The organism is Neoroseomonas terrae, assembly GCF_018129025.1.
Lineage (GTDB): Bacteria > Pseudomonadota > Alphaproteobacteria > Acetobacterales > Acetobacteraceae > Neoroseomonas > Neoroseomonas terrae.
Genome location: NZ_JAAEDI010000002.1, coordinates 44,565 through 70,167 on the forward strand (window position 1 = coordinate 44,565; position 25,603 = coordinate 70,167).

The 25,603-nt window shown below is 69.2% G+C and carries 24 protein-coding genes; 14 read left to right on the top strand and 10 right to left on the bottom strand.

The window, feature by feature from the left end; all coding sequences use genetic code 11:
- Nucleotides 1-5: 5 nt before the first annotated feature.
- Both GXW78_RS01575 and GXW78_RS01580 read right to left on the bottom strand, forming a co-directional pair.
- Nucleotides 6-818 carry a helix-turn-helix domain-containing protein gene (locus GXW78_RS01575; RefSeq protein WP_211865458.1) on the bottom strand — a complete coding sequence of 271 codons (813 nt, stop codon included), beginning with the start codon at nt 816-818 and terminating at the stop codon, nt 6-8.
- Nucleotides 818-1,804, bottom strand: coding sequence for a Bug family tripartite tricarboxylate transporter substrate binding protein (locus GXW78_RS01580; protein WP_211865461.1), 987 nt, complete (start codon nt 1,802-1,804; stop codon nt 818-820). Before GXW78_RS01580 ends, GXW78_RS01575 begins: the two co-directional genes overlap by 1 nt.
- Nucleotides 1,805-2,205: 401 nt before the next feature.
- On the opposite strand from GXW78_RS01580, the gene GXW78_RS01585 reads away from it, so the two are divergent.
- On the top strand, nt 2,206-3,780 hold the full coding sequence (locus GXW78_RS01585) for a rhodanese-like domain-containing protein (protein ID WP_211865462.1): 1,575 nt from the start codon (nt 2,206-2,208) through the stop codon (nt 3,778-3,780).
- Nucleotides 3,781-3,845: 65 nt separating this feature from the next.
- Here GXW78_RS01585 and GXW78_RS01590 read toward each other — a convergent pair whose 3' ends face one another.
- Nucleotides 3,846-4,694 carry a LysR substrate-binding domain-containing protein gene (locus GXW78_RS01590; RefSeq protein ID WP_211865464.1) on the bottom strand — a complete coding sequence of 283 codons (849 nt, stop codon included), beginning with the start codon at nt 4,692-4,694 and terminating at the stop codon, nt 3,846-3,848.
- Nucleotides 4,695-4,875: 181 nt separating this feature from the next.
- Here GXW78_RS01590 and GXW78_RS01595 point away from each other — a divergent pair, with 181 nt between their 5' ends.
- The 6 genes from GXW78_RS01595 to GXW78_RS01620 all read left to right on the top strand — a co-directional run bounded on the left by GXW78_RS01595 (nt 4,876) and on the right by GXW78_RS01620 (nt 10,561).
- Nucleotides 4,876-5,925, top strand: a complete 1,050-nt coding sequence (locus GXW78_RS01595) for a YeiH family protein (protein WP_211865466.1) — start codon at nt 4,876-4,878, stop codon at nt 5,923-5,925.
- 221 nt (nt 5,926-6,146) lie between these two features.
- Nucleotides 6,147-7,346: an MFS transporter gene (locus GXW78_RS01600; protein ID WP_211865468.1), complete on the top strand. Its 1,200-nt coding sequence runs from the start codon at nt 6,147-6,149 to the stop codon at nt 7,344-7,346.
- 119 nt (nt 7,347-7,465) lie between these two features.
- A complete protein-coding gene (locus GXW78_RS01605) occupies nt 7,466-8,614 on the top strand; it encodes an iron-containing alcohol dehydrogenase (protein ID WP_211865470.1) in 1,149 nt (382 codons plus the stop codon).
- A 16-nt stretch (nt 8,615-8,630) separates the two neighbouring features.
- A complete protein-coding gene (locus GXW78_RS01610) occupies nt 8,631-9,170 on the top strand; it encodes a thiamine pyrophosphate-binding protein (RefSeq protein ID WP_211865472.1) in 540 nt (179 codons plus the stop codon).
- An 11-nt stretch (nt 9,171-9,181) separates the two neighbouring features.
- Entirely contained in the window at nt 9,182-9,781 is a 600-nt protein-coding gene (locus GXW78_RS01615; RefSeq protein WP_211865475.1) for a thiamine pyrophosphate-dependent enzyme, read from the top strand.
- 3 nt (nt 9,782-9,784) lie between these two features.
- The gene (locus GXW78_RS01620) at nt 9,785-10,561 is read left to right on the top strand and encodes an SDR family NAD(P)-dependent oxidoreductase (RefSeq protein ID WP_211865477.1); all 777 of its coding nucleotides are present in this window, start codon (nt 9,785-9,787) and stop codon (nt 10,559-10,561) included.
- Here the strand turns inward: GXW78_RS01620 and GXW78_RS01625 are convergent.
- Entirely contained in the window at nt 10,553-11,467 is a 915-nt protein-coding gene (locus GXW78_RS01625; protein ID WP_211865478.1) for a LysR family transcriptional regulator, read from the bottom strand. The genes GXW78_RS01620 and GXW78_RS01625 overlap by 9 nt on opposite strands.
- A gap of 142 nt (nt 11,468-11,609) precedes the next feature.
- Between GXW78_RS01625 and GXW78_RS01630 the strand changes: the two genes are divergently transcribed.
- The 5 genes from GXW78_RS01630 (at nt 11,610) to GXW78_RS01650 (ending at nt 16,938) form a co-directional block, all read left to right on the top strand.
- Nucleotides 11,610-12,602 (top strand): LysR family transcriptional regulator, encoded by a 993-nt coding sequence (locus tag GXW78_RS01630; RefSeq protein WP_211865480.1) that lies wholly within the window; start codon nt 11,610-11,612, stop codon nt 12,600-12,602.
- Nucleotides 12,603-12,626: 24 nt separating this feature from the next.
- A complete protein-coding gene (locus GXW78_RS01635; RefSeq protein WP_211865482.1) occupies nt 12,627-13,619 on the top strand; it encodes a Bug family tripartite tricarboxylate transporter substrate binding protein in 993 nt (330 codons plus the stop codon).
- 65 nt (nt 13,620-13,684) lie between these two features.
- Nucleotides 13,685-14,641, top strand: coding sequence for a Bug family tripartite tricarboxylate transporter substrate binding protein (locus GXW78_RS01640; protein ID WP_211865483.1), 957 nt, complete (start codon nt 13,685-13,687; stop codon nt 14,639-14,641).
- 10 nt (nt 14,642-14,651) lie between these two features.
- Nucleotides 14,652-15,272 (top strand): SRPBCC family protein, encoded by a 621-nt coding sequence (locus GXW78_RS01645; RefSeq protein WP_211865484.1) that lies wholly within the window; start codon nt 14,652-14,654, stop codon nt 15,270-15,272.
- A 1-nt stretch (nt 15,273) separates the two neighbouring features.
- A complete protein-coding gene (locus GXW78_RS01650) occupies nt 15,274-16,938 on the top strand; it encodes a thiamine pyrophosphate-binding protein (protein ID WP_211865485.1) in 1,665 nt (554 codons plus the stop codon).
- Between the two features lie 43 nt (nt 16,939-16,981).
- On the opposite strand, the gene GXW78_RS01655 is transcribed toward GXW78_RS01650, so the two are convergent.
- The 6 genes from GXW78_RS01655 to GXW78_RS01680 form a co-directional block, all read right to left on the bottom strand.
- Nucleotides 16,982-18,601: a thiamine pyrophosphate-dependent enzyme gene (locus tag GXW78_RS01655; protein WP_211865486.1), complete on the bottom strand. Its 1,620-nt coding sequence runs from the start codon at nt 18,599-18,601 to the stop codon at nt 16,982-16,984.
- Nucleotides 18,602-18,694: 93 nt separating this feature from the next.
- Nucleotides 18,695-19,747 (bottom strand): SDR family oxidoreductase, encoded by a 1,053-nt coding sequence (locus GXW78_RS01660; protein ID WP_211865487.1) that lies wholly within the window; start codon nt 19,745-19,747, stop codon nt 18,695-18,697.
- A 16-nt stretch (nt 19,748-19,763) separates the two neighbouring features.
- Nucleotides 19,764-21,239 (bottom strand): aldehyde dehydrogenase, encoded by a 1,476-nt coding sequence (locus GXW78_RS01665; RefSeq protein ID WP_211865488.1) that lies wholly within the window; start codon nt 21,237-21,239, stop codon nt 19,764-19,766.
- 300 nt (nt 21,240-21,539) lie between these two features.
- Nucleotides 21,540-21,881 carry a Lin0512 family protein gene (locus tag GXW78_RS01670; RefSeq protein WP_211865490.1) on the bottom strand — a complete coding sequence of 114 codons (342 nt, stop codon included), beginning with the start codon at nt 21,879-21,881 and terminating at the stop codon, nt 21,540-21,542.
- Between the two features lie 12 nt (nt 21,882-21,893).
- On the bottom strand, nt 21,894-22,232 hold the full coding sequence (locus GXW78_RS01675; RefSeq protein ID WP_211865492.1) for a Lin0512 family protein: 339 nt from the start codon (nt 22,230-22,232) through the stop codon (nt 21,894-21,896).
- Nucleotides 22,233-22,406: 174 nt separating this feature from the next.
- On the bottom strand, nt 22,407-23,768 hold the full coding sequence (locus tag GXW78_RS01680; RefSeq protein WP_211865494.1) for an MFS transporter: 1,362 nt from the start codon (nt 23,766-23,768) through the stop codon (nt 22,407-22,409).
- 194 nt (nt 23,769-23,962) lie between these two features.
- On the opposite strand from GXW78_RS01680, the gene GXW78_RS01685 reads away from it, so the two are divergent.
- Nucleotides 23,963-24,856 (top strand): ABC transporter substrate-binding protein, encoded by an 894-nt coding sequence (locus tag GXW78_RS01685; RefSeq protein ID WP_211865496.1) that lies wholly within the window; start codon nt 23,963-23,965, stop codon nt 24,854-24,856.
- Entirely contained in the window at nt 24,853-25,581 is a 729-nt protein-coding gene (locus tag GXW78_RS01690; protein WP_211865498.1) for a maleate cis-trans isomerase family protein, read from the top strand. Before GXW78_RS01685 ends, GXW78_RS01690 begins: the two co-directional genes overlap by 4 nt.
- Nucleotides 25,582-25,603 lie beyond the last annotated feature (22 nt).

Sequence of the window (25,603 nt, forward strand, 5' to 3'; positions counted from 1 at the left end):
CATGGTCAGCAGGCGGTGCCGTCCTGGCCAGGGGTGCCGGATGGAGCGTCCGCAGGGCGAACAGGGGCCGCCTGATGGAGGGTCGCGAAAGCAGCCGACAGGCCGGCTGCGGCTTCCCGCAGGGGGCCGAGGCAGCGCGCTGCAATGCGCTCCACCGGTTCCACGCGTGGCAGGAACACCAGATCGAGCACGCAGGCGACGGATGCACCGAGCATGACAGGTACCGCGATGGCGCCGACCGGCGGCTTGAGCGCCGCGTCGCGCAGGCCGTAGCCGCGCACGCGCGTCGCGTCGAGTTCGCGCAGCACCGCGCGTTCCTGCGCGCGCGGCACGCAGAGCGCGATGAGGCGGCGGCGCTCGGCTTCCGGGCACCAGGCGAGATAGGCGCGGCCCGAGGCGGAATCGGCGAGCGGCGAGCGCATGCCCTGGAAATTCGCCTCGATCGCCACGCCGCATTGCGGGCGGTTGGAGGCACGGACATGAATCTCCGCACCACCCAGCATCATCACGTCGCTCGGCCAGCCGACCTTGCCGAGCAGTTCGAGCAGGATCGGCGCCGAGGTGGCGGCGAGCCAGGTGTCGAAATTGAAGCCCGAGGCGAGGCGAGCGACCCCCGGCGTCACCTCCCACCGCCGTCCGGTCCGCAGCACGTAGCCCGCCTCGGCGAGCGTCGCGAGCAGCCGCAGCACGGTAGGGCGTGGGATGCCGCTATCGCGCACCAGCTCCGGGACCGTCGCGCCGCGTGACCCGTTGATCGCCGCGAGCAGGTCGAGCGCGCGGCGGACGGCACGGACGCTGTCCTCCCGCCGCACTGCCATCAGTTCACGCGCGCGCCGGAGATCTCGACCAGGCGCTGGTACATGGGCGAGGTGTCGCGCAGGTAGGCAGCGAACTCGGTCGGCGTGTTCAGCACGGGTTCGGTGCCCATCTCGATGAAGCGCTGCCGCACGTCGGAGTTGTTCACCGCCTTCACCACCGCATCATGAATCCGCGCCAGCACTGCCGGCGGCAGCCCTGCGGGGCCGAACAGCGCCTGATAGGATTCGACGCGGAAATCCGGCAGCGTCGCTTCAGTGATGTTCGGGACGTCTGGCAGCAGCGCCGAGCGGCCACGGCTACCGGCGACGACGATCGGCCGTAGCCGGCCGGCCTGGATCAGCGGCAGCATGGCGGTGATCTGGTCAATGACGATCGGAATCTGCCCTCCTGCCGCATCCTGCTGCGCAAGGTTGCCGCCGCGATAGGCGACGTGATTCAGCGCGAGATCGAACTGGCGGCTGAGATACTCGCCCGCCAGATGGTTCGAGGTGCCGACGCCGCTGGTGCCGTAGGCCGCGCCGCGGTTGCGCTTCGCCCACTCAATCAGCTCCGCCATGTTGCGGATCGGCAAGGCGGGCGTCACCGCCAGGACGTTCGGTTGGAAGCCGAGATTGGTGATCGCCGTGAAGTCGCGCAGCGCGTCCCAGGTCAGCCCCTGTTGAAGGTGGGGGATGATGGAATGCGTCGTGGTGGAACCGAAGCACAGCGTATAGCCATCGGCCGGTGAGCGCGCGCAGGCCTCGGTGCCGATCACGCCGCCGCCGCCGCCGCGGTTCTCCACCACCACCGGCTGGCCCAATTCGCGTGCCAGCGGCACCGCGAGCAGGCGCGCCATGATGTCGGCGCCCCCGCCCGCGGCGAAGGAAACGATGATGCGGACGGGGCGGGAAGGATAGGCGTCCTGCGCGCGCACCGGGCTGCTGAGGGCGAGGAAACCGCCAAGAACTGCCAGCGCGGCAGCGATGCGGCGGGAAACTTGGACCATGCGATCGATCCCTCTTGCGGTGGCGGGACAGGCGCCGAAGGCGAAACGCTAGGACGGCCCGGAACCGGGTCACCAGGGCCAGGGTTCCAGGGTGTTCGCCTGGCGAACGTTCCCGCGTGCTTGATGCCGCTGCCTGCGATTGTCATGAGGCCTGAACAGGATCAGCCTTGCGCCGTACTGAAGCCGCATCTCCAGCCTAATGCCAATCTTCACCTTGGCTAATGTATTGCCGCTGAGGATTGCGTTTGTCAGCGGCAGGCGGCTGCCCTCACTTCTAGATCCTTGCATCGTTCACGGAGCGGAGAAGCCATGCCACTCGCCCAGGATCGCCCAGGGGCCATCGTCTCCGCCGTCGCCGAGGCCGGAACGATAAGGCCGACCGGCACGCGGGCCGGCCGCTGATGAACAGGGTCAGCCCCGCTACGCTGAAGACGTGGCTGCATGACGGTGCCGAGATCGCCCTTTTGGACGTGCGTGAGCACGGCCAGTACGGCGAGGCGCATCCGTTCTACGCCGTTCCCGTGCCCTATTCGCGGCTGGAGCTCGACATCGGTCGATTGGTGCCGCGGCAGGGCACGCGCATCGTTCTGCACGACAGCGGGACGGAGGGTATCGCCGAACGCGCAGCGGCGCGGCTGGAAGCGCTCGGCTACACGAATGTCGGTGTACTGGAAGGCGGCACCGCGGCCTGGCAGGCGGCTGGACACGTCCTGTTCGCCGGCGTGAACGTGCCGAGCAAGACCTTCGGCGAGATGGTCGAGGAAACCTACCACACGCCGCACATCTCCGCGACGGAGCTGGCGGCGCGGCAGGCGCGGGGCGACAACTTGATCGTTCTCGACGGCCGCCCGGTGGATGAGTATCGCAAGATGACCATCCCGGGCAGCATCTGCTGTCCGAACGGCGAGTTGCCGCTGCGCATCGGCGCTCTGGCGCCGGACCCTGCCACCACGATCGTAGTGAACTGCGCGGGGCGGACGCGAAGCATCATCGGTGCGCAGACGCTGCGCCATTTCGGCGTGCCCAACCCGGTGCTGGCGCTGGAGAACGGGACGCAGGGTTGGTTCCTGGCCGATTTCACGCTCGACAATGGTGCCGATCGTCTCTACCCGGCGGCGCCGCATGACTTGGCGGAGGCGAAGGCCCGCGCAGCACGCCATGCGGAACGCTGCGGTGTCGAGCGCGTCGATGCGGCGACACTGCGCGGCTGGCTCGCCGATCCCGCGCGCAATACCTTTCTGTGTGACATCCGCACGCCGGAGGAGTTCGCCGCTGGGTCGCTGCCGGGGGCGCAGAATGCGCCCGGCGGGCAGTTGCTGCAGGCGACGGACCAGTATGTGGGCGTACATGGTGCGCGCATCGTCGTCTTCGACGGCGAGGGCATCCGGGCGCCGATGGTCGCTGCCTGGCTGCGGCAGATGGGGTGGAACGCCTTCGTGCTGGCCGAGGGGCTTCAGGCCACATTGCCTTGCGCTGCGCCGCAGGGGGCGCAGCCGGCTGCACCGGCCGCGCTCGACGTCCCGGGTCTCGCGGTGTTGATCGCCGCAGGGCCGGTGACGCTGATCGATTTGCGCCCGAGCATGACCTATCGCGCCGGTCATCTGCGCGGCGCGACCTGGACGGTTCGTCCGCGGCTGGATGGCATCGCCACGCCGCCGGCAGGCCCGGTCGTGCTGATCGCGGCGGAACCGGGCATCGCCGCGCTCGCGGCGCGCGACCTCGCCGATCGCGGCATCCGGGCGACGCATTGGCATGCCGGGACGCCCGCTGCCTGGAAGGCGGCTGGCCTGACGGTGGAGGCGACGCCCGACCTGCCGGCCGATGCCGACTGCATCGACTTCCTTTTCTTCGTGCATGACCGGCACAGCGGGAACCGCGAGGCGGCGAAACAGTACCTCGCCTGGGAACTGGGCCTTGTCGCCCAGCTCGATGCGCAGGAACGTGCCGCCTGGCGTTTCCTGCCGCCGGGCGGATGATGACCTGCGCTGTCCGGTCGGCCTCGCTGACGGAGCGGCGGGCTCGGCCGGCGATCGCCCACCAACTACGGGCCTGCCGCTGCCAGCGTATCGAATACCCGCTTCGCGGCCGTGCCGCTGCCGGTGCGCAGGAACAGCGAGAAGGTCACGGCAGGTAGCGGCGGCAGCCCTTCTGCATCACCGAGCACGCGCAGGTCGGGCGTCAGCATCTCAATGTTGCGGGCAGTGATGCCGAGGCCCGCGCGGACCGCCGCGCGGATCGCCCCGAGATTGAGGCTGAGATAGGCGAGCCGCCACGGGCAGCCGGCTTGGTCCAGCGCCTGGATCGCCAGGCTGCGGAACAGGCTGGGTTCGTTGGACAGCACCAGGGGCACCGGCAGCGCCGGTTGCGGCACATAGCCCGCGCTGGAGAACCAGGCGGTCGGCGAGCGGCGCAGCACGAGTCGCGGAAACGTACTGTGGTCGCGCGTGGAGATGGCGAGGTCGAGTTCGCCGCGTTCCAGCGCCTCCATGAGGAACGGGCTGCGACCGGTGCGGATCTCGAGCAGGATGTCGCGATGGCGCTGGGCGATGCGGCCGAGGATCTCGGGCAGCATCGTATCGACGACGTCATTGTTCGCGCCCAGGCGCACCAGCTGGGTCTGCCCGGCCGGGTCAAGCGCCGCGGCGGCCTCGTCGTTCAGCGCGACGATACGGCGCGCATAGACGAGCAGACGCCGGCCATCCTCGCTCAGCCGCTTGCGCCGGCCGTCGCGCACGAACAGCACGCGGCCGGCGTGCTCCTCCAGCCGCTGCATCTGCTGGCTCACGGCCGACTGGGTACGGTGCACCCGCTCGGCGGCGGTGGCGAAGGAACCGCCGTCGGCCACGGCGACGAAGCTGCGCAACAGATCAAGGTCGAAGTTCTGGGCCATGGAGCCGGGCTTCACACTTCACGATCGCTAATGTTGTCCGCCTCGGAAATGCGTTTGTCAAAATCGGGCAGCTGCGGCCAATGGCCGCGCTGAGAGTGGGCTGTCGGAGGATGTCTTGCTCCTGATCCGACAGCCGGCCGGGTCGGGCGCTGCCCGCCGGACGGCCCCGGAAGGGGTTTGGATGTCTCAGGAACTCAGGGCAGAACGCGGCGGCGTCGCGAAGCGACAACCGGCCTTCGCGGCGACCCTCGCCCGGTACAGGGCGATCATTCCTGGCCTGCTGGCCTGTGTCGCGATTGCCGTCCTCGCCATGCTGGTGCGCAGCGCGACGGGTATCGCGGCGCTGAACCCCGTAGTGGTTGCTCTGCTGATCGGTATGGCGGTGGGGGCGGTCACGAAGCGGCCGGCGGCACTGAAGGCGGGCATCGCCTTCGCGGTGCGGCCGCTGTTGCGCTTCGCCATCGTTCTCCTGGGGCTTCAGGTGACGCTGGCGGGGCTGGTGTCGGAGGGCGCCGGGGTCATGGCGCTTGCCATTGCCGTGGTGGCGCTGACGCTGCCCTTCACGATCTGGCTCGGCCGCGTGCTGGGCGTCGAACCGGCGCTGGCGCAGTTGATCGGGACCGGCACCGCGATCTGCGGCGCCTCCGCCATCGTCGCGGCGAACCAAGTCGCGCGCGGGCGGGACGAGGACGTGACCTACGCGCTTGCGGTGATCACGCTCTGCGGCACGGCGGCGATGATCCTGTATCCGATGCTGATGCCGCTGATCGGGCTCGATGCCCGGCAGTATGGCATCTGGGCCGGCGCCAGCGTGCATGAAGTTGTCCAGGCGGTGGGCGCCGCGGCCGCGGGCGGGGAGGAGGCGGCGGCCTCCGGTACTGTAACGAAGCTTGCGCGCGTGTTCCTGCTCGCACCCGCCGTCATGGTGCTCGGCCTATGGATCAGCCGGACGGGCGGGAAGGACAATGCGGTGACGGTACCGGTGCCGTGGTTCGCCTTCGGCTTCCTCGCGCTCGTCGTCGCGGGTTCGCTGGGCCTGGTGCCGGCGGCGGCCGTCACGGCGAGCCGCGAAGTCGTGCCGGTGATGCTTGCGGCGAGCGTCGCGGCGCTCGGGCTCGGCACGCATCTCGGCGCAATGCGCGCGCGAGGCGGCAGGCCGTTGCTGCTCGGCGTGGCGAGCAGCGGATTCATCGCGCTGCTTGCGCTGGGCGGCGTTCTCCTGATCGGGTGACGGCGCCCCGGGCTGCGGAGGCGCCCCGGCAGCGCCATCGCCGGCCTGACCGTCGAAGGCGCCTGCGGCCTCTCGGCGCTGGCCCGCATGGGCGACCTTGTTTGCCATGGCGCATGGCGGGTTCCTCGCGGCGGTCGCTTGTGCCCGCCTCCACGCCGATGCGAGGGTTGCGGCCGCCAGCGATCCGACGCTGGCAGGTGACGCGCGGGATGGAAACGACGGTGAAGGTGCCTTTGTGGGTCAGCGCGCTCGCTGGAACCCTACTCGTTCAGACCGTCTGCGCGTTCGCCAGCATCTCGGTTCCCATCCTGGGGCCGCTCCTGATGGAACGGGCCGGCCTGCTACCGGAGAGCATCGGCCTAGTGTCGGCCCTGTCTTCCGCGGGGATCTGCTGGTTCCTCGCGAGCGGCGGCCCGATGCTCAGCCATTTCGGGCCGATCCGCACGCTGCAGATCGGCATGGCCAGCATGGCGCTGGGGATGCTGGCGCTGGCCTCCCCCTTCGGTGCGGTGGGATTGTTGGGTGCCGTGGCGATCGGCTTCGGTAACGGACCGAACACACCCGCCGGCAGCCAGATCCTGATACGGTCGGCGCCGCCGGCGCATCGGACGCTGATCTTCTCCATCAAGCAGGCCGGCGTGCCGCTGGGGGGCGCGCTGGCCGGGCTGCTCTCGGCACCCTTCGTCGTGGCGCATGGCGTGCTGGCCGCGCTCGTCATGCTGGTCCTGGTGCTGCTCGCCTGCTGCCTGATCGTGCAGCCGCTTCGTGCAACGCTGGAGGAGGAGCGTGGACCGGCCGCGCACGGATGGGCGCGCGCCCTCGTTCAGCCGGCCGAGATGGTCCGCTGCGTCGGCGCCCTGCGGGCACACCCCACCCTGCCCATGCTGACGGCGCTCGGCGCCTCCTACTCGGTGATGCAGGCCTGCCTGACGTCCTTCACGGCGACCTTCGTCTATGCGCGGTATGGCCTCTCGCTCACCGAAGCGGGCCAGGTCGTCGCGGTGATGCTGTGCGCGAGCATGGTCGGCCGCATCGCGCTCGGCTGGCTGGCGGACCGCATGGGCCATGCACTGCGGCATTTGGGGCTGCAGGCGATCGCTTCGGCGATGTCGGTGGTCCTGCTGGTGATCGCCGGCGGGCACGCGGCCTGGACCTTGTATGTCTGCGCCGCGCTGGTCGGGTTCACGGCCATTGGGTGGAACGGCGTGCACATCGCCGAACTGGCGCGGCTCGCGCCGCTTCATCTCGTCAGCAGCGTGACCTCCGCAGCGAGCCTGTTTGGCTTTGTCGGCTCCGTGTGCGGACCTCTGGTCTTCATGGCGGTGGTGGCATGGGGCGGCGGGTTCGAAGCCGCGTTCCATGTGATGGCGGCGCAACTTGCCTTCCTCGGCGCGATCACTTTGCTGCGCCGCCCCGCATAGCGCGCCGAGAGCGAAGGCGAATATCGGATATAGCGAATCGGCGTCTCCGCGCGGCGCCGCCTGGGCCCTTAGACTGCCGGCGAACCGCCCTCGTCGCCTTGCCGGAACCGGTGAACCGCATGCTCCAGAGCTTCTTCTGCCCCACCCGCATCCATTTCGGCGCCGGCGCGCATGAGAAGCTGGCCGAACTCGTCGGCACGCTGAACTGCACGCGCATCTTCGTGACCGCCGATCCGGCGATGCGCAGCAGCGCGATCCTCGCCCGCATCCTCGCCATCCTCGACCAGGCCGGCATCGCGCATTCGGTGTTCTCCGACATCGAGCCCGATCCCAGCGACACCACGGTCGCCAAGGCCTTCGAGCAGTGCCGGGCGCATGGCGCCACCGCGATCCTCGCACTCGGCGGCGGCAGCACTATCGATGTCGGCAAGGGCGCCGGCATCCTGATGACGAATGGCGGTCGCATCAACGACTACGAGGGCATCGAGGTGTTCCGCACCCCGCCTTTGCCGCTGATCGCCATCCCGACGACGGCGGGGACCGGGTCGGAAGTATCCGGCTCCTGCACCATTACAGACACGACGCGCAACCTGAAGATGTCGATCCGGCATGCGTCGCTGAACCCGGCGCGCATCGCCATCCTCGATCCGGTCGCGCTGCGCACCCTCCCGGAACACGTCGCCGTGCATTCCGGCATCGATGCCTTCGTGCACGCCTTCGAATCATACGTCTCGAAGGGCGCCAACCCGTTCACCGACGCGCTGAACCTGCGCGCCATGACACTGCTCGCCGGCAGCATCCGCGCTTTCGCCGCCGACCGCACGAATGAGCAGGCGGGGCTCGACATGCTGATGGGCTCGGCGATGGCGGGCATGTGCTTCGGCCAGACAGGGCTCGGCAACGTCCACTGCATCGCCCGCTTTCTCGGGGCTTACTTCCATCTCTCCCACGGGCTGTCGAACGCGCTTTGCCTGCCGGCCGTGGCGGAGTTCAATCGGCCGGCCGCCATCGCGCGATACGCGCGTGTCGCGCCGCTGCTCGGCGTGACCGATGACCTGCCGGAGGAGGAGGCGTCGCGCGCCACGGTGGCGGCCATCGCGCAGCTCTGCCGCGACCTCGGTGTGCCGCCGCGGCTGCGCGACGCCGGCGCGCGCGAGGAGGTGTACGAGGAGATGGCCGATCTCTGCGTTGCCGCCGGCTACGATCGTTGGAACCCCCGCCCGACGACGCGGGAGGATTTCCTGGCGCTGCTCCGCCAGGCCCATTGATACCGCGAGGGACGGGATGAACACACAGACCACGACGAGCGCCGCCAGTCGCCCCTGGCAGGAGGAGCTCTACGACGTCCTGAAGGAGTTCGACGTTAGCCACGTCGCCTATGTCCCTGATGGCGGGCACCGGGTCCTGATCGATCGGGCGCTGGCCGATCCCGAGGTGAACGCCATTCCTCTGACCACCGAGGAGGAGGGTGTCGCCATGATGGCCGGCGTCCATCTCGGCGGCGGCCGCGGGGTGCTGTTGATGCAGAGCAGCGGATCGGGCAACTGCATCAACATGCTGTCGCTGATCTCGGGCGGGCGCTTTCCCTTCCTGACGCTGGTGACGATGCGCGGTGAGTTCGGGGAGGGGAATCCCTGGCAGTTCCCGATGGGCCAGGCGACGCAGGCGGTGCTGGAGGCGATGGGCCTTCACTGCATCCGCGCCGATACCGCCGCGGATATCATCCCGGCCGCGCGCGCCGCGGCCAACCAGGCCTATTTCGCTGGCGGCGCCGTCGCGGTGCTGATGGGCCAGCGCCTGATCGGCGCGAAGCGGTTCTGGTAGGCGAGGACGTCATGGCACGGACGAATCTGAATAGCGAATGGCCCCTGCGTCGCCGTGATGCGGTGCCGCGGCTCGTGGGACGGCATGAGGATTTCCTGATCGTCGCGGCGCTCGCCGGTACGGTGCGCGACTGCTGGAGCATGACGACGGATGGCAGCCACGCCTATGCCATGTCCGGGGCGATGGGCGCCGGCGCGATGGTCGCCTACGGCCTCGCGATGCAGCAGCCGAAGCGGCGCGTGCTCGGTCTGGTGGGCGACGCGGACCTGCTGATGAATCTCGGCTCGCTCGCCACCATCGCCGCGACACCGGCGGACAACCTGTCGATCCTTTGCGTCGACAACGGCATGTTCGCCGAGACCGGCAACCAGGTGAGCCATACCGGCCTTGGCGCCGATCTCGAGGCGATTGCCCGCGGCGCCGGCTTCCGCTCGACCTGCACGGTGCGGGAGGAAGCGGAGATGGAGGAAGGTGCGGCCATGCTGCGCCGTCCGGGGTTGAACTTCGTGTTGCTGAAGGTCGGGCCGGAGGATGCGCCGGATGTGCAGGGCGCGCTCGATGCTTCCTTCTGTCGACAGCGCTTCCGCACTGCCCTGCTGGGGCATCCCTGATCCATGCGGCTTGCGGGGCGGTCGGCGCTGATCACCGGCGCCGCCGGCGGCATCGGCTTTGCCAGCGCGCGGCGCTTCGTCGAGGAGGGCGCGCGCGTCACCATCTCCGACATTGATACGGAGCGGGGGGAGCGGGCGGCGCGCGACCTTGGCCCTGCGTGCCGTTTCGTCGCCGCCGATGTCAGTGACAAAGCTGATGCCACCAGCATCGTCGACGCGGCGTGCGAGCATGGCGGGCGGCTGGACATCCTCGTTTCCAATGCCGGCATCTTCCATATCGGCGAGTTCCTCGACCTCGAGGAGGCGGATTTCGACCGCGTCATCCGCGTCAACCTGAAGGGCAGCTTCCTGGTTGGGCAGGCGGCTGCGCGACGGATGGTGCAGCAGGGCGATGGCGGCGCGATCGTCAACATGTCCTCGGTGACCGCCGTTCTCGCGATCGCCAATTCGGTGCCATATGTCGCGAGCAAGGGCGGCGTGGGTCAGTTGACCCGCGCCATGGCGCTCGCTCTCGCGCCGCATGGCATACGGGTGAATGCGGTTGGACCGGGCACTGTCGCGACGGATTTCGTCGCCGGGCTGGCGGGGGACCGGGAGGCGCGACACCGGCTGCTCGCGCGCACGCCGCTCGGCCGCATGGCCGATCCGCGCGAAATCGCCAACGCCGTGCTGTTCCTCGCGAGTGACGAGGCAAGCTACATCACCGGCGAGACGGTGTTCGCGGATGGCGGGCGGCTGGCGCTGAACTACACCGTGCCGGTGGGCGAGGACTCAGCCTAGCGCCGCCTCCGCCGAAAAGGTCGCCGCATAGTCGACGGCAACCTTGATGAAGGCTTCGGCGGCCGGTGTGCGCGGCCGCTGTGAGGCGGTGACGATACCGATCTCCCGGCTGATGACCGGCTCGGTCAGGCGGACCACGGCGAAGCCAGGATGCGCGATCGGCGGGAGCGACAGAGAGGTCAGCGCCGCCACGCCGAGCCCGGCTTCGACCATGCCGAGGATGGTCGAGGAGAAAGCCAGCTCCATCACGGGCCGCAGCCCGATTCCCGCGCGCGACAGGGCACGGATGAGGTCCGAGCGCGTGCCCGTGCCGCCCGCGAAGCCAATCAACGGCTCCTCTTCCAGGTCGCGCCAGCGCACGAACCTGCGTCCTGCGAGGGGATGCGCCTGCGGCACGACCAGGTTGAAGCGGTCGTGCAGCAGGCTCGCGAAATCGACGCCCGGGCGTTCGGCGAGGCGGCTGCTGAAGGCGAGGTCGAGCTGGCCTTCCTCCACGCGCCGGTAGAGCACCTCCGATTGCGCGTCCTCCAGCACGACGCTGATCCGGTCGTGATCGGCGGCGAAGCGCCGCATGACGTGCGGCATCAGGCCGACCGCGAGCGACGGCATAGCCCCCACCATCAGTCGGCTGCGGCGCGTCCGGCCGCTCTCGCGCAGGTCTCGCACGACGCTGTCGAGCTCGGTGAGGATACGCTCGGCGGCGGGCAGCAGGAATTCGCCCTCGGCGGTCAGATAGGCGGAACGCGCGGTGCGCTGGATGAGCAGCACGCCGAGTCCGGCCTCAAGCTGCGAGATCGCCTGGCTGAGCGCCGGCTGGGAAAGGCCGATTTCGGCCGCCGCGGCGGTGAAGCTGCCTCGACGGGCCACGCCGACGAAGGCATCGAGCTGTCGAAGCGTCGGTCTCATCCTACCCTCGGATCATAAGAAATTTGGATGGCAGCTTTCATACTTCCGATTTGGCGAATGGATGAAGCCGATATCAGATGCCGGCGGGATGACCGGGCCGTGAGGACGCGGCAAGCGCAGGCTTGGGCTCGGCGAGGGAACGATGCAGCTGCACCAGCTCCGCTACTTCGTGCATGTCGCAGAACTCGGCAGCTTCAGCCGTGCGGCGAGCCGCCTGAACGTCACGCAGCCCGCGCTCAGCCGGCAGGTCAGCCTGCTGGAACAGGAACTCGGCGTCCGCCTGCTCCACCGCGATGGCCGCGGCGTGAGTCTCACCGGCAGCGGCGCGACGCTGCTCGAACATGCCACCGACCTGCTGGACCGTATCCGCGACGCGCGGCAGGCCGTGGCCGCATCCGATGCGGTGATCGAAGGATCGGTGCGCATTGGCTTGCCGCCCGGGCTCGCCCCGACCCTGCTGCCGCAAACCCTGTTGCGAAGCCGCCGGGACCACCCGCGGCTCGCCATCGTGACCGTCGAGGCAACTGAAGGCGCGATCCTTGAAGAGTGGCTGCTCGCCGGCCGCATCGACATGGCGCTGCTGGACGCGCCGAAGCCGGCGAGCCGGCGCATCCAGAGCGGCCCCCTGCTGCGGCAGGGGCTCTGCCTGGTGGGGCGCACCGGCCATGAGACGGGCCTGCTGCGCGCCCTTGCCACCATGCCGCTGATCCTGCCGCCGGCGACGAGCCCGGTACGGCAGGCGGTCGAGGCTGTCGCGCGTGCTGCCGCGCTGACGCTGAACATCGCCTGGGAAATCGATTCCGACCTGATGGCGAAGCAGATGCTGCTGCGCGATGCCGGCGTCGCGTTCCTCCCGCGGGACGCCGTCGCCGCCGAGGTCGCTGCCGGGCTGCTTTGGGCGCAGGAACTGACCGCGCCGCGGATTGAGCGCGAATGGATCGTCGCCGCCGCGAAGGAACGCCCCCTAAGTCCCGGCGGCCAGGCCGTGAAGGCGGCGCTGCTGGCGGAGGCGCAACTGCTCGGAACCCGTGCGCCGCCGCCGCGCATGGTCGCGGGTGGTGGCGTCGTCACACCCTTCCCGGTGTTGGGGGGCGCTGCGACGCGCAGAGGCGCGGCGGCGCAGCCGGCGACCTGAACCGCCAGGACGAGCTTGAGAAGCATGGAAGAGACAAAACAGATGGGACAGGAATACACGCGGCGGTCCATTGCCACGCTCGGCGCGGCGATGGTCGCGGCGGGACAGGCGCAGGCGCAGTCGAGCCAGCATGAGCGCGTCATCGTTCCCTTCGGCCCGGGCGGCACCAGCGACATCCTGGCGCGCCTCGTCGTCGCGAGTATCAACAAGACCCCCGGCCGCACGCTGATCGTGGAGAATCGCGCGGGTGGCGGCGGCACCATCGGCGCCGACGCGGTGGCGCGCAGCGCGCCGGATGGCCGGACCATGCTGCTGATGGACATCGGCGGGCTGGCGGTGGCGCCCAACCTGTTCCCGAACCTGTCCTTCAACCCCGAGACCGATCTGCTGCCGGTCACAATGCTGAGCTTCACGCCCTACGTCGTGGCGGTGCACAAGGACGTGCCGGTGCGAACGGCGCAGGAGCTGATGGCCTTCGCGCGACGCTCGCCGGACCGGCTGACAGCCTCGAATTCCGGCGCCGGTGCGCTGACGCATCTCACCAGCCTGGTGCTGACCAAGGCGTGGGGTGCGCCGAACGCAACGCAAGTGCCCTATCGCGGCAGCGGACCTTCCATTGCGGCCGTGGTGTCGGGGGAAGTCGTCATGACGGCGAGCACGATCGACGTGATGAAGCCCTTCATCGAATCCGGTGCGGTGCGCGGCCTCGCGGTGTCCGGGCCGAATCGCCTCGCGCTGCTGCCCGATGCGCCGACCTTCGCCGAGCTCGGCTGGCCGATGCCGGAGGTCGGTAGCTGGCAGGGCGTGCTGACCCAGGGGCGCACGCCGGTCGCGACGCGTGACCGGCTGGAGGCGGAGTTCCTGACCGCGATGCGGGACCCTACCGTGGTCGAGCGCGTCACCAGCCTCGGCGCCGTGGTTCGCGCGCAGGGAAGTGCGCATCTGCGTGAGACGCTGAAGGCGCAGACCGAGGAGTACGGACGGATCATCCGGGAGAACGGCATCCGTCTCGAGTAACCATCTCTACCGGCACGACGAGGAAGAGTGGCCACAAGGCCGCCAATACCAAAGGAGGAGACGTCATGACACGCGCATTGCTCATTCTCGCATTGGCGCTCGCCTGGCCCTGGGGTCAGGCGAGCGCGCAGTATCCGGACCGGCCGATCACCATGATCGTGCCGCTTGCGGCTGGCGGCGGCACCGATGGGGTCGCGCGCATCCTGGCCGAGCAGATCGGCCAGCGCGTCGGCCAGGCCGTGGTGATCGACAATCGCGGCGGCGCCAACGGCGTCATCGGTGCGCAGGCAGCGGCGCGGGCGCGGCCCGATGGCTACACGCTGTTCATGACCACAGGCAGCACGCAGACGATCACGCCCGTGCTGATGCGGAACCTGCCCTACGATCCGGTACGGGACTTCACGCCCATCGCGCGCATCGGCGTCTTTCCGCTGATTCTGGCGACGAACCCGGAACTGCCGGCCCGTTCGGTACAGGAACTGGTGGCGCTGGCGCGTACGCGGCCGGGTGGGCTGACCTATGGCCAGTGGTCGCCGCTGTACATCGCCGCGGGCCGCACCTTCGCGATGCAGACCGGCGTGGACATCCTCGAAGTGCCGTATCGCGGCTCGCCGCCGACCATGAGCGACGTGATCGCCGGCCGGCTCTCCATGGTCTTCGTGGACATGACGGTGGGGCTGCCGTTGGTGCGCGCCGGGTCGCTTCGCCCGCTCGCCGTCACCACGGCGCGGCGCTCGCCGATGGTGCCGGACCTGCCGACGATGCAGGAGAGCGGCATCGCCGATTACGACATCAGTGCCTGGATGGCGCTGTACGGACCAACCGGCATCCCGCAGGAAGTGGTGGACCGGATGGGTGCGGCGACGCTCGATGCGCTCGCGTCGCCGGCGGTCGTTGGCAGGCTGGCCGAATTGGGGTTCGATGTGATGCCCGGTGACGCGGCGACCCTCGCCACCCATGCCGCGCAGGAACTGGCCCGGTGGCGGGCGCTTGTCGCGGCCGCCAACATCACGATCGAGTAGTCAGGCATCGATGGATATCAGCGAGAAGACCCGGATCGACGCACCCCTGGCCGAGGTGTGGCCATTGCTCAGCGATCCGGCCCTGGTGGCGTCCTGCATCCCCGGCGCGCAGCTCGCCCCGGATGAAGGGGACGGCGTCTGGCGCGGCTCGATCCGGGTGCGCTTCGGTCCGACGGCGGCGGTGTTCCGGGGCGAGGCGACCCTGGCCTTCGATCATGCTGCGCATCGCTGCACGATCGAAGGGCGTGGCATCGATCAGCGCGGGGCATCCCGCGCGATGTCGAACGGCACCATCGAGGCGGCGGCGGAGGGGGATGCGACGCTGCTGACGGTGGATGGCAGCTTCAAGGTCACCGGGCCGCTGGAGACCTTCGCCAATGCCGGTGGCGTGCATGTCGCCCGCGCGCTGCTCGCGGAGTTCTCGGAGAACATCGCGCGCCTTATCCGCGAGCGCGGCACGGCGGCTGCCCCGGCAGCGCAGCCGGAGGTGGGCGTGACGGCAACCGTTGACGCGCCTCCGGCCGTCGCGACGCAGCCGCCGCCTGCCGCGGCATCCGAACTGAGCGCGCTCAGCCTGTTCTGGCGCATCGTCAAGAGTTGGGTTCGCAGCTTGTTCCAGGGGAAACGATAGAATGTCCAAGTTGAAGGTCAGCGACATGATGGCCCAGGCCTTCCAGGCGGAAGGCTGCGAGGTGCTATTCACGCTGATGGGCGATGCCAACATGTATTGGTCGGAGGCGATGTCGCGCCTGCCGGGCATGCAGGTTGTCCATGCGAGGCACGAGCACTGCGCTGTCGCCATGGCCGATGGCTATGCGCGCGCGACCGGCAAGGTGGGCGTTGCTTCCACCACCTGCGGGCCGGGCTTCACGCAGATCATGACGGGGCTGACCATCGCCGCGCGGGCGCAGGTGCCCATCGTCGTCTTCGCGGGTGACGCGCCGATCGCCTCGCCCTGGTACATCCAGCAGATCGACATGGCGCCGCTGACGCTTGGCACCGGCGCGCACTACATCCCGGTGCGGTCCATTGACCGCGTGCTCGACGGTATTCGCGAGGCCTTCCACATCGCGGCGCTAGAGATGCGTCCGGTGGTGCTCAGCGTGCCGATGGATCTGCAGAAGCAGCCCTTTCCCTTCATGGCGGACTATTCGCCGTCCGCCGACACGCTGCCGACGCGGCAGCGACCGGCACCGGACCCCGTGCTGGTCGAGCGCGTGGCAGACATGATCGCGGCGGCCGAACGGCCGATCATCATCGGTGGGCGCGGCGCCAAATTCTCCCAGGCGAAGGACGCGCTGGAGGCCCTGGCCGAACAGTCGGGTGCGCTGCTTGCCACGTCGCTGCTCGGCAAGGGCATGTTCACCGGCAATCCCTACGCCCTCGACATCGCGGGTGCCTATGCCTCCGATTTCTCGCGCGAGCGTTTCGCGGAATCCGACCTGGTGATCGGTGCCGGCGTGGGGCTGGGTGCCTATACGACGGAGAGCGGCTACCTCTATCCCGGCGCGCAGACCGTGCAGATCGATCTCAATCCGCGCGGCCTCTGGCAGGGCCTGCGCACCGCCGACCTGCACATTCGGGCCGATGCGCGGGCGGGCGCCGAGGCGATCACCGCAGCGCTGCGCCAGCGTGGCGTCAAGCGCACCGGCTTCCGCAGCCAGGAGACCGCACAGGCGATCGCCGCCGATGTGCCGGACCGCAAGGAGTTCGCCATAGCGCCGGGCACGGTCGACCCGCGCAAGGCGATCATGGAACTGGACGAGATCGTTCCGAAGGATTGGGACGTGGTGATCGGTGCCGGGCACTATTTCGGCATCGCGCTGACCCACCTGAAGGGGCGCGCGGCCGAGCGGTATCACGTCGTCGCCGATTTCGGCGCGATCGGTTCCGGCCTGCCTGCGGCAATCGGCGTGGCGGCATCGCGCCGCGACGGCAAGGTCTGGTTGATCGAAGGCGATGGCAGCGTGCTGATGCACATCCAGGAACTGGAGACAATCCGGCGCCAGGGCATCAACATGCTGATCTCGATCATCAACGATGGCGGCTATGGCGCCGAGATCCACAAGTTCCGCGCCAATGGCCTGAGCCCGGAAACGGTCATCCACGGCCGCGGCGACCTTGCGGCGGTGGCCAACGGCTTCGGCGTGCGCGGGTCGACCGTGACGCGCCAGGGGCAGATGGGCGCGATGTTCCGGGAGCACCAGCAGGGCAACAGCGCGTCGCTGTGGGACGTGCATACCGACGACACGGTGGTGTCGCGTCCCTATCGCCGCATCCATTACGGCGAGGCGTGACGAAGGGGCGGCAGGCTTTCCGGCCTGCCGCCGCTCGCCGGCGTCAGCCGCGATGCGGCGAGATGAACTTGAAGGGCGATGGCTCCTTCGTGATGTCGGTCATCACTTCGATCAGGCAGGGTGCGTTGGCAGCCAGTGCCTCCCGCACGGCATTGCGCAGGCCGATGGCGTCGGTGACCCGCCACGACCGCACCCCGAACGCCTTGGCATAGGCCTGGAAGTCCGGGTTGGTCAGCTCCGCGCCGGAATGCCGGCCATCGAACAGCCGGCGCTGGTCGCGCAGCACATTGCCGTAGGACTGATTGTTGAACAGCACGGTCACCAGGTTGATGCCGAAGCGCACCGCAGTCGCCAGGTCCGACCCGCCGAACAGGAACCCGCCATCGCCGGTGACGGCCACCACGGCGCGGTCGGGGTGCGCGACCTTGACGCCCAGTGCTGTCGGAAAGCCAGCACCGAGATTGCCGGAGAAGCCCGATCCGATCGCGGTGCGCGGCGCGTGGAACGGCATGCCGAAGGCCGAGACATAGCCGACCTGCGTCATCTCGTCGCAGAAGATGCCGTCTTCCGGCAGCGCCTCGCGGATCGCTTCCAGATACGACATCTGCGGCTGGACCGACTGGATATCGGCGGCCACTTGCTCCTTCGCGCGGGCGATCGCCGCTGCGCGGTCGGCGTCCTTGCGGCCGGCGACGGCCGCCGTGACGGCGCGGGCCGCATCGCCGGCATCCGCCACGATGCCGAGATCGACCGCGAGCCGCCGCATCTCGGCCGGATCGATGTCGATGCGCGCGATGCGTACGCCCTTTGGCATGTCGCCCCAGCGCGCGACGGGTACATCCAGTCGCGTGCCGAAGCCGATCAGCAGGTCCGTCTCCGGCCAGAGCTTGTAGCCCGCCGGCACGGTGAGGCTCAGCGGATGCCGGTCGTCCAGGATGCCGCGGCCGCCGCGATAGCGGACGACCGGCGCGCCGATCTTCTCGGCCAGTGCCTGGATCGCCGGGCCGGCGTCCATGGCGCCGGCGCCGGCCCAGATCATCGGATTGCGCGCGGCGTCGATCATCTCGGCAAGGCGCGCGATCTTCGTCGGGTCGGGCACCGGCGCGGGATGCGGCGGCAGGGCATCGCAGGGTGTGACCTCGGCGACCGCCGGCAGCTGGTCGAGCGGCACTTCCAGCGCAACCGGGCCGGGGCGCCCGGACATCATTTCCTGGAAGGCGCGGGCGACCTTGCGCGGCGCCTCGGTCGGGTCTTCGATCCGGTCGGCGTAGCGTACCAGGGTGCGCAGCGTGGCGAGCTGGTCCGGCAGCTCGTGCAATTGCCCTCGCAAGCGGCCGATCTGCGCGGACGGCACCTGCCCGGTCAGGCACAGCACCGGCGCGTTGACGCTCCAGGCGGTGGATAGGGCAGCGGTCGTGTTGAGCACGCCGGGCCCCGGCACGACGGAGTAGACCGCCGGCTTGCCCGTCGCGCAGGCATAGCCGAGCGCCATGTAAGCCGTCGTCTGTTCATGCCGCGCATTGATGACGCGGATCCGGTTAGCGTTGCGGGCGAAGGCGTCGAACAGCCCGTACATCTGGACGCCGGGCAGTCCGAATACGGTATCGATCCCGTGGCGGATCAGGCTGTCGACGATCGCGTCGCCACCGGTCATTCGCGGCATGGTGCTGGTGTCCCTCGATCAGCGGCGCGCCCGTGACGCGCATCGGCGGCAATCGGACCATCGAATGGCGCATCGGCCAAGAGGGGGTGCCCGTCAGCCAGGCGGCAGCACGCGCGCCGCCCGATAGCCGTCGATCTGCCGGTCGAACATCGCCCAGCTGTCGACGAAGCCCGGAAAGCCGGCGTTCCGCGCTGCCGTCATCGAGATGAGGACGTCGTAGTCCATGTTGAGGAAGAAATCGGCGAAGTCCCAGGACGCAACCTGCGCCAGCGGCAAGGCGAGCCCGTGTCGCGCCCGGACGCGTTCCCACACCGGTTCCTTGTCCGCCATCAGCCTGCGCATCGCCATGGGCCGCGGACGGCCGAGCGGCACATTGAAGCGATCGGCCAGGAAGGCCCAGAGGTCGCACCATCGGAAGGCATCGCCATTGGTCATGTTGAAGGCGCGATTCGCGCAGCGCGGTTCCCGGATCATCCAGAGCACGCCCTGGGCGAGCAGCGCGGCGTCGGTCACCTCGTGCAAGGCATTCCATGCGCCCGGTTTGCCCGGAAAGTCGAAAGGCACGCCCAGCTCCCGGCAAATTGCCGCATAGGCGCCGAGGGTTGAGATGATGTTGCGCGCGCGCCCCGGCGCGACGTCCAGTACGAAGTTCGGCCGGCTGGCGGACCAGCTCCAGGCCTTTCCGGCCTGGCGCGCGGCAAGGAGGTCCTGCTGGTCGTAATAGAAGTTCGGCGGCATGTGGCGCGGGTCGTCCTCCCGCGCCGGAGTGCGGCAGGGGCCGAGATGCACCCCGTACCATTTCGCGCCGTGGATCACATGAAGATGGGCGAAGTGCGGCAACGACGCCTCCGCGGCGTCGAGCAGGTTGCGCAGCATCGCGACATTGGCCGCGACATCTTCCAACCCCGTCTCGCCATGCGGCGCGCGGGAGGCATAGACGATGTGCGTGATGTCCGGTTGCGATGACAAGGCGCGGGCGAGGCCGCTGGCATCGGTCAGGTCCGCCTCCACCCAATCGCCGGCCTTTTCCGGCCGCCGACGGGACAGGCCAATGACGCGGAAGGCGTCACCGGCCTGCGCCTGGTCCATGAGCCGTGCGGCGGCGGCGCCGCTCGCGCCCGCGATGAGGAGCGTTGGCCGGTTCATGGCGCCAACGACCCCTCTATCGCATGATGAATGGATTCGCGGGTGCACCCTTCGCCGTCGAGATCCACACGCTCTTGGTTTCCAGATACTCGCGCACCGCCTCGATGCCGCTCTCGCGGCCGATGCCCGAATGCTTCATGCCGCCGAACGGCATCATGTAGCTGACGGCGCGATAGGTGTTCACCCAGACCGTGCCGGCCTTGAGCGCCGAGGACATGCGCACCGCCCGCCCGATGTCCTGTGTCCAGACGCCGGCGGCGAGGCCGTAGATCGTGTCGTTCGCGACGCGCACCGCCTCCGCTTCGTCATCGAAGCCGAGGATCGATAGCACCGGCCCGAACACCTCCTCCCTCGCGATGCGCATGGAGGGCTTCACGTCGGTGAAGATCGTCGGTTCCACGAACTGCCCGCCCGGATAGCCAGAGGCAGGGCCACCGCCCAGGATGCAGCGCGCGCCCTCATTCTTCGCGATGTCGATGTAGTCGAGGATCTTGCGGTACTGCGGCGCCGTCGTGACCGGCCCGATATTCGTATCGGGCAGCATCGGGTCACCCTTGCGCGCCGTCTTGCCCAGTTCCACCAGGCGCTCCGTGAAGCGTTCGCGGATCGAGTTCTGCACCAGCACGCGGGAGCCCGCGATGCAGGTTTGCCCGGTGGCGGCGAAGATGCCGGAGATGACGCCGGCCACCGCCATGTCCAGGTCGGCATCATCGAAGACGATGTTGGGTGACTTGCCGCCGAGCTCGAGCGAGACGCGCTTCATCGTCTTGGCCGCCTGCGCGTAGATCCGCGCGCCCGTGGCGTCCGACCCGGTGAAGGTGATCTTCGCGACGTCCGGGTGGTCAACGAGGGCTGAGCCGACCTCGGGGCCGAGGCCGGTGATGACGTTGAACACGCCGTCAGGGAAGCCGGCTTCCTTCGTAAGCGCGGCGAACTCCAGCGTGGAGCAGGAGGCGAACTCGGAGGGCTTGACCACCACCGTGCAGCCCGCCGCCAGGGCCGGCGCGCATTTCCAGGCCACGAAGAGCAATGGGGAGTTCCAGGCGGTCAGCGCGCCGACGACACCAACAGGCTCGTGCTTCGTGAAGGCGAACATCTCCGGCTTGTCGATCGGCACGACAGCGCCTTCCAGCTTGTCGGCCAGGCCGCCGAAGTAGCGCCACCATTCCGGGTTATAGCGTGTCTGTCCCAGCATCTCGGCGAGGAGCTTGCCGTTGTCGCGCACCTCGACCTCCGCAAGGCGCTCCGCATTCGCCGTGATCAGGTCCGCCAGCTTGTGCATCAGCCTGCCGCGCGCGGAGGCGGTCATGGTCGCCCAGGGGCCCTCGCGCATCGCGCGGCCGGCGGCGCCGACCGCGCGATCCACATCCGCTGCGCTGCCGCGCGGGATGCGGGCCCAGACCTCGCCCGAATAGGGATTGTGGCTGTCGATCCATTCGCCCGAGGCGGGGTCCACATAGCTGCCGTCGATGTAGTGGCCGTAGGTCTTCATCGTTGCCTCCTGGTGCTGCGCCGGGCCCAGGGCCAACGCATTGGCGCCCGCGGGGTCGCAAGGGTCGAAGGGCCGGCCGCGCGGGGGCGGGGCCCCGCTCGCGTCGGCGGAGAGAACGCCATGTCCTCGGCGCGGCAGCATGGACGCGACCTTGAGCGTGAACAAGGGTGGGACGTTCGGCTCGGTCAGGTCGCGCACCTTGGTGGCGCGGCGCCCGGCGCCGCCGATGCCGGCGCGGGTGAAGGCGCTGTCGGATGGATCCAGCGGCCTACGCGACTGGGGCCGCGCAGGCCCGGCTTATCAAGGCAGATCGAAGCGAACCGCGATGGCGGCAGATGCGATCACGGCCCGATCATGCGCGCCTTCTTCCGGCACGTCGAGGCCGCCCTTCACCGCCTTCGCCGTAACCACGCCATAGGGCAGGGATCTGCGGACTGCCTCGACGTCCACCTTGTCAGGCTGCTGGACGCCGATCGTGACCTCCACCTGCATCGTCTTGATATCCAGGCCCAGCGTGCGGATGAACGCCAGCGAAGAATGATGCAGCGCGTCCTGCACCGCGCGCAGCGCCGCCTTGGTGTAGTCCCCGCCATGCAGGTCGTTGCCGGTGCCCATTTCCAGGATGATGCGCTTCAAGGCCATTGTCCCGGTCTCCTAGATGTCGAGCCGCACGATGGCGCAGCAATTCGCGATCACGGTCGTGCTGGTGCCCTGGTCGTTAGGGATCTCAAGGCCACCCTCAACGACCGTCACGGTGCCGGTGCCGTGGGGCAGGATGGCCAGCACCTGTTCCCGGTCGACCTGGTCCGGCTTCGGGACGCCGATCAGCACCTCCACCTGCATGGCATCGACCGGCTGGTTGACCACGTCCCCGATCGTCAGGGAGTTGTGCCACAGCGCGTCGCGCAGCGCGCGAACCGCCGCCTTCGTGTAGTCGGCGCCGCGTATGTCGGTGCCCATCCCGATCTCGAGCACCATTCGTTTGAGCGCCATGATCCTGTCCTTCCGAAACTCACCCGGAGCGTTGCGCGCAGGCTAACGGATTGCGGCGCGTTGCGTCACTGCCGCTCAACCTGCCCGCAGCCGCTCGGGGTGAAGGGGAAGACGGACTTGTCCATCGGCGACCTGGCTGATGCGCGCCCCCGCACGGCGGTCCCGGAAGGCGAGTTACGGTCGTCCGACGGGCTCCCGCATCCGCAGCAGGCTGACGATGGCGCCGCAGGCCGCGAAGCCGGCGGCCACGACGATCGCCAGCGTCGCGCCGGTTTCGGGGAGCAGCCTCAGCAGCAGCGCCACCAGCGCCGCCCCGATGGACTGCCCGAACAGCCGGGCCGTGCTCATCATGCCGCTCGTCGCCCCGGCCCGCGACGCCGGTGCCGAAAGGACCAGCGCGCGATTGTTGGGTGTCTGGAACAGGCCGAACCCTACGCCGCACAGGGCCATCCGCCAGCCGATGTCCCAGACGGCCGGGTCGGCTGGCAGATGTCCGAGCGCCAGCAGGCCCAGCGTCAGCGTGGCCAGGCCGCTCGCGCACAGCCAGCTTGCGGGAATGCGGTCGGCGAGTCGGCCCGCGATGGGTGCCGCAATCGCCAGCGTGAGGGGCCATGGCACCATCACGAGGCCGATCAACTCCGGCGAGAAGCCGAAACCGTCGTGGAACAGGAAGGGCAGCGCCGTCAGCGCCATCATCTGCGCGGCGAAGGAGGCGATCGAGGTCGCCACCGTCAGGCCGAAGGCGCTCGTGCGAAGCAGGTCTAGCGGCAGCATCGGCGCGGCGTAGCCCGACATCCGGTGCAGCAGCAGCAGCATCGCCGCGATCGCGGCAATGGCCAGCGCCGCGGTCGCTGCCAGGGACAGGCCCTGGCCGATCGCCACCAGCGTCATCACCGTGAGCCCGACGCCGGCAGCGGTGGTCAGCGCCTCCAGCCAATCGTATCGCCGCGGCGCCCGGGCGGTCTGGGGCAGGTTGCGCAGCCCGACCACGAAGGACAGGACGCAGAGCGGCACGTTGAGCGCGAACAGCCATGGCCAGGAGGCAAAGCCGAGCACCAGGCCGGCATAGCTCGGCCCGACGGTGGAGGCGATCGCCACCACCATCGCATTCATCCCGATCGTGCCGCCCAGCCTGTCGCGGGGAACGATGTGGCGGATCAGGGCGAGGTTCACGCCCAGGATGCCGGCCGAGCCAAGCCCCTGCGCCAGGCGGGCGATCGCAAGCTGCGCGAGCGAATCCGCGAAGCTGCAGGCGAGGGATGCGAGCGCGAAGACGACGACCCCGCCGAGATAGACGCGCCGGTAGCCATGAATCTCACCGAGCGCCGCCAGTGGAAGCAGCGCTACGAGCTGCGCGAGCTGGAACGCGTTGATGACCCAGATGGCGTGGGATGGATTTGCCTGCAGCGTTGCCGCGATGGATGGCAAGGCGACATTCGTCGCGCTGCTGTCCAGAACAGCCATGCCGAGGGTCAGGAGGACCGTGGCCAAGGCCCATTGCCGGCGGCGTCCCTCGAGGGCTTCGGGCAGGTTCATGGCGCGTGGCTCATCGGAAGGCCTCGACGGGAGAGGGCGCCTCCGGGCCGGCACGACGTCACGGAAGAGGACACCGGCGCAGTATCGCCGCGCCGCATCGGGCGATCAATGCGTCCGCGGGGGGTTGAATCGACGCACGCGACATCTTGCCAAGCCGCGTCGGGCGGGGTGGCATCGCCGCCAGGAGAACGTTCATGACCCCACTCACCCTGGCCGTCGTCTCGCGCAACTATTTCAACATGCCGGCCTGGCTTGGCCTGCATGCGGGCCTGTTCGCCGCCGAAGGGATCGATCTGACCATCGACCACATCGAGGGCATCGAGGAGGTCAACGATCGCCTGCGCTCGGGCAGGGCACAACTCGCCTATGGGGTGACCGAGCACGTGATTCTCGATGCCGAATCCGGGGGGCACCTGGCGATCATCGGCGGCAATGTGAACCGGCTTCCCTTCTCCCTGATCGCCCGGCACGGGATCGAGGACCTGAAGGGCCTGCGCGGCAAGCGGATCGGCGTGTCGTCGCTGCGCGCCGGGTCGTCCTCCCTGATCATGCGCCTGCTCGCCGAACAAGGGCTGAACTGGCCCGACGATTATGAGCTGGTGCCTTGCGGCCCGATCCTGGCGCGATGGGACCTGCTGCGCAGCGGCGGCATCGACGCAGGGCTGCAGGGCGCGCCGCTCAACCACATCGCGCTGGACCACGGGTTCGTGTCGCTGTGCGAGCCGCGGCAGGACTTCCAGTTCACCAGCCTCGACGTCGATACGCGCTGGGCCGAAGGCAATCGCGACGTGTTGCTGCGCTTCCTTCGCGGCTTCCTGCGCGCGCATGACCGCTTCTACACGGATCGCGACGTCGCGCGCGACGTCGCCGTGAAGGAGAGCGGCATCGAACCGCGCTATGCGGACCGAGCCTGGGAGGAGTACACGCGCGATGAGATCTTCCCCCGTGACGCGGAGGCCAGCGAGACCGGCGTCCAGGCGCTGATCGAGACCAGTGCGTTGATCAGGGATCTGCCGAGGCGCGCGCGCACCCGCGCCGCCGACTACATCGATCGGCGCTGGCTGGCCGAGGCACGGGCATCGCTGTGACCGGCATCGACTATGGCGACCGCGCCCGCATCGGGTTGATGGTCCCGTCCGGCAACCAGGTCTGCGAGGCGGAGATCCGCGCCATGCTGCCCGCTGGCGTCGCGGCACTGGTGACGCGGCTCGAACTGCGCGGCAGTTCCGAGCCGGAGTTGCTGCGGATGCTCGACGCGCTGGAAGTCGCGGCGGGGCTGCTTGCCGACGCGCAACCGCAACTGATCGGCTTCCACTGCACCGCCGTCTCCACCTTCGCGCCGGCCATAGCGGAGGGCATCGCGACGCGCATCGAGGCGCGCGCGGGGCTGCCGGCGATGGCGACAGCGGATGCGATCGTCGCGGCCCTCGGGGCGCTCGGCGTCGGGCGCATCCTGCTGGTGACGCCATACATCGCCCCGGTGCATGATCGCGAGGTCGCCTTCCTCGCCGGGCATGGCATCGAAGTAACCGGTGGCTCGATGGCTGGCCTCAACACCAATGCAGAGATGGCACTGCTGAACCCGGACCGCATCGCGCAGCAGACGCGCGACGCCGCGGCCGCCTCGCCCGGTGCGGAGGCCTGCTTCATCTCCTGCACGGCCATCCGCTCCGCCGGCCTGATCGCACCCCTGGAGGTTGAACTCGGCATGCCGGTCATCACCAGCAACCAGGTGATGGCGTGGCACATGCTGCGTCGCTGCGGCATCGCCGACGCCGTCCCCGGGTTCGGCCGGCTGCTCACACGCCATTGAGCGCGGCTTGCGGCGCCGTCGC

Coding starts and splice junctions, on each gene's coding strand:
- GXW78_RS01595 (WP_211865466.1), top strand. CDS start 4,876: ATGTCTCAGGAACTCAGGGCAGAACGCGGCGGCGTCGCGAAGCGACAA.
- GXW78_RS01640 (WP_211865483.1), top strand. CDS start 13,685: ATGACACGCGCATTGCTCATTCTCGCATTGGCGCTCGCCTGGCCCTGG.
- GXW78_RS01580 (WP_211865461.1), bottom strand. CDS start 1,804: ATGGTCCAAGTTTCCCGCCGCATCGCTGCCGCGCTGGCAGTTCTTGGC.
- GXW78_RS01585 (WP_211865462.1), top strand. CDS start 2,206: ATGAACAGGGTCAGCCCCGCTACGCTGAAGACGTGGCTGCATGACGGT.
- GXW78_RS01590 (WP_211865464.1), bottom strand. CDS start 4,694: ATGGCCCAGAACTTCGACCTTGATCTGTTGCGCAGCTTCGTCGCCGTG.
- GXW78_RS01665 (WP_211865488.1), bottom strand. CDS start 21,239: ATGAAGACCTACGGCCACTACATCGACGGCAGCTATGTGGACCCCGCC.
- GXW78_RS01685 (WP_211865496.1), top strand. CDS start 23,963: ATGACCCCACTCACCCTGGCCGTCGTCTCGCGCAACTATTTCAACATG.
- GXW78_RS01620 (WP_211865477.1), top strand. CDS start 9,785: ATGCGGCTTGCGGGGCGGTCGGCGCTGATCACCGGCGCCGCCGGCGGC.
- GXW78_RS01625 (WP_211865478.1), bottom strand. CDS start 11,467: ATGAGACCGACGCTTCGACAGCTCGATGCCTTCGTCGGCGTGGCCCGT.
- GXW78_RS01605 (WP_211865470.1), top strand. CDS start 7,466: ATGCTCCAGAGCTTCTTCTGCCCCACCCGCATCCATTTCGGCGCCGGC.
- GXW78_RS01675 (WP_211865492.1), bottom strand. CDS start 22,232: ATGGCGCTCAAACGAATGGTGCTCGAGATCGGGATGGGCACCGACATA.
- GXW78_RS01645 (WP_211865484.1), top strand. CDS start 14,652: ATGGATATCAGCGAGAAGACCCGGATCGACGCACCCCTGGCCGAGGTG.
- GXW78_RS01650 (WP_211865485.1), top strand. CDS start 15,274: ATGTCCAAGTTGAAGGTCAGCGACATGATGGCCCAGGCCTTCCAGGCG.
- GXW78_RS01680 (WP_211865494.1), bottom strand. CDS start 23,768: ATGAACCTGCCCGAAGCCCTCGAGGGACGCCGCCGGCAATGGGCCTTG.
- GXW78_RS01575 (WP_211865458.1), bottom strand. CDS start 818: ATGGCAGTGCGGCGGGAGGACAGCGTCCGTGCCGTCCGCCGCGCGCTC.
- GXW78_RS01660 (WP_211865487.1), bottom strand. CDS start 19,747: ATGAACCGGCCAACGCTCCTCATCGCGGGCGCGAGCGGCGCCGCCGCC.
- GXW78_RS01610 (WP_211865472.1), top strand. CDS start 8,631: ATGAACACACAGACCACGACGAGCGCCGCCAGTCGCCCCTGGCAGGAG.
- GXW78_RS01635 (WP_211865482.1), top strand. CDS start 12,627: ATGGAAGAGACAAAACAGATGGGACAGGAATACACGCGGCGGTCCATT.
- GXW78_RS01630 (WP_211865480.1), top strand. CDS start 11,610: ATGCAGCTGCACCAGCTCCGCTACTTCGTGCATGTCGCAGAACTCGGC.
- GXW78_RS01670 (WP_211865490.1), bottom strand. CDS start 21,881: ATGGCCTTGAAGCGCATCATCCTGGAAATGGGCACCGGCAACGACCTG.
- GXW78_RS01615 (WP_211865475.1), top strand. CDS start 9,182: ATGGCACGGACGAATCTGAATAGCGAATGGCCCCTGCGTCGCCGTGAT.
- GXW78_RS01655 (WP_211865486.1), bottom strand. CDS start 18,601: ATGCCGCGAATGACCGGTGGCGACGCGATCGTCGACAGCCTGATCCGC.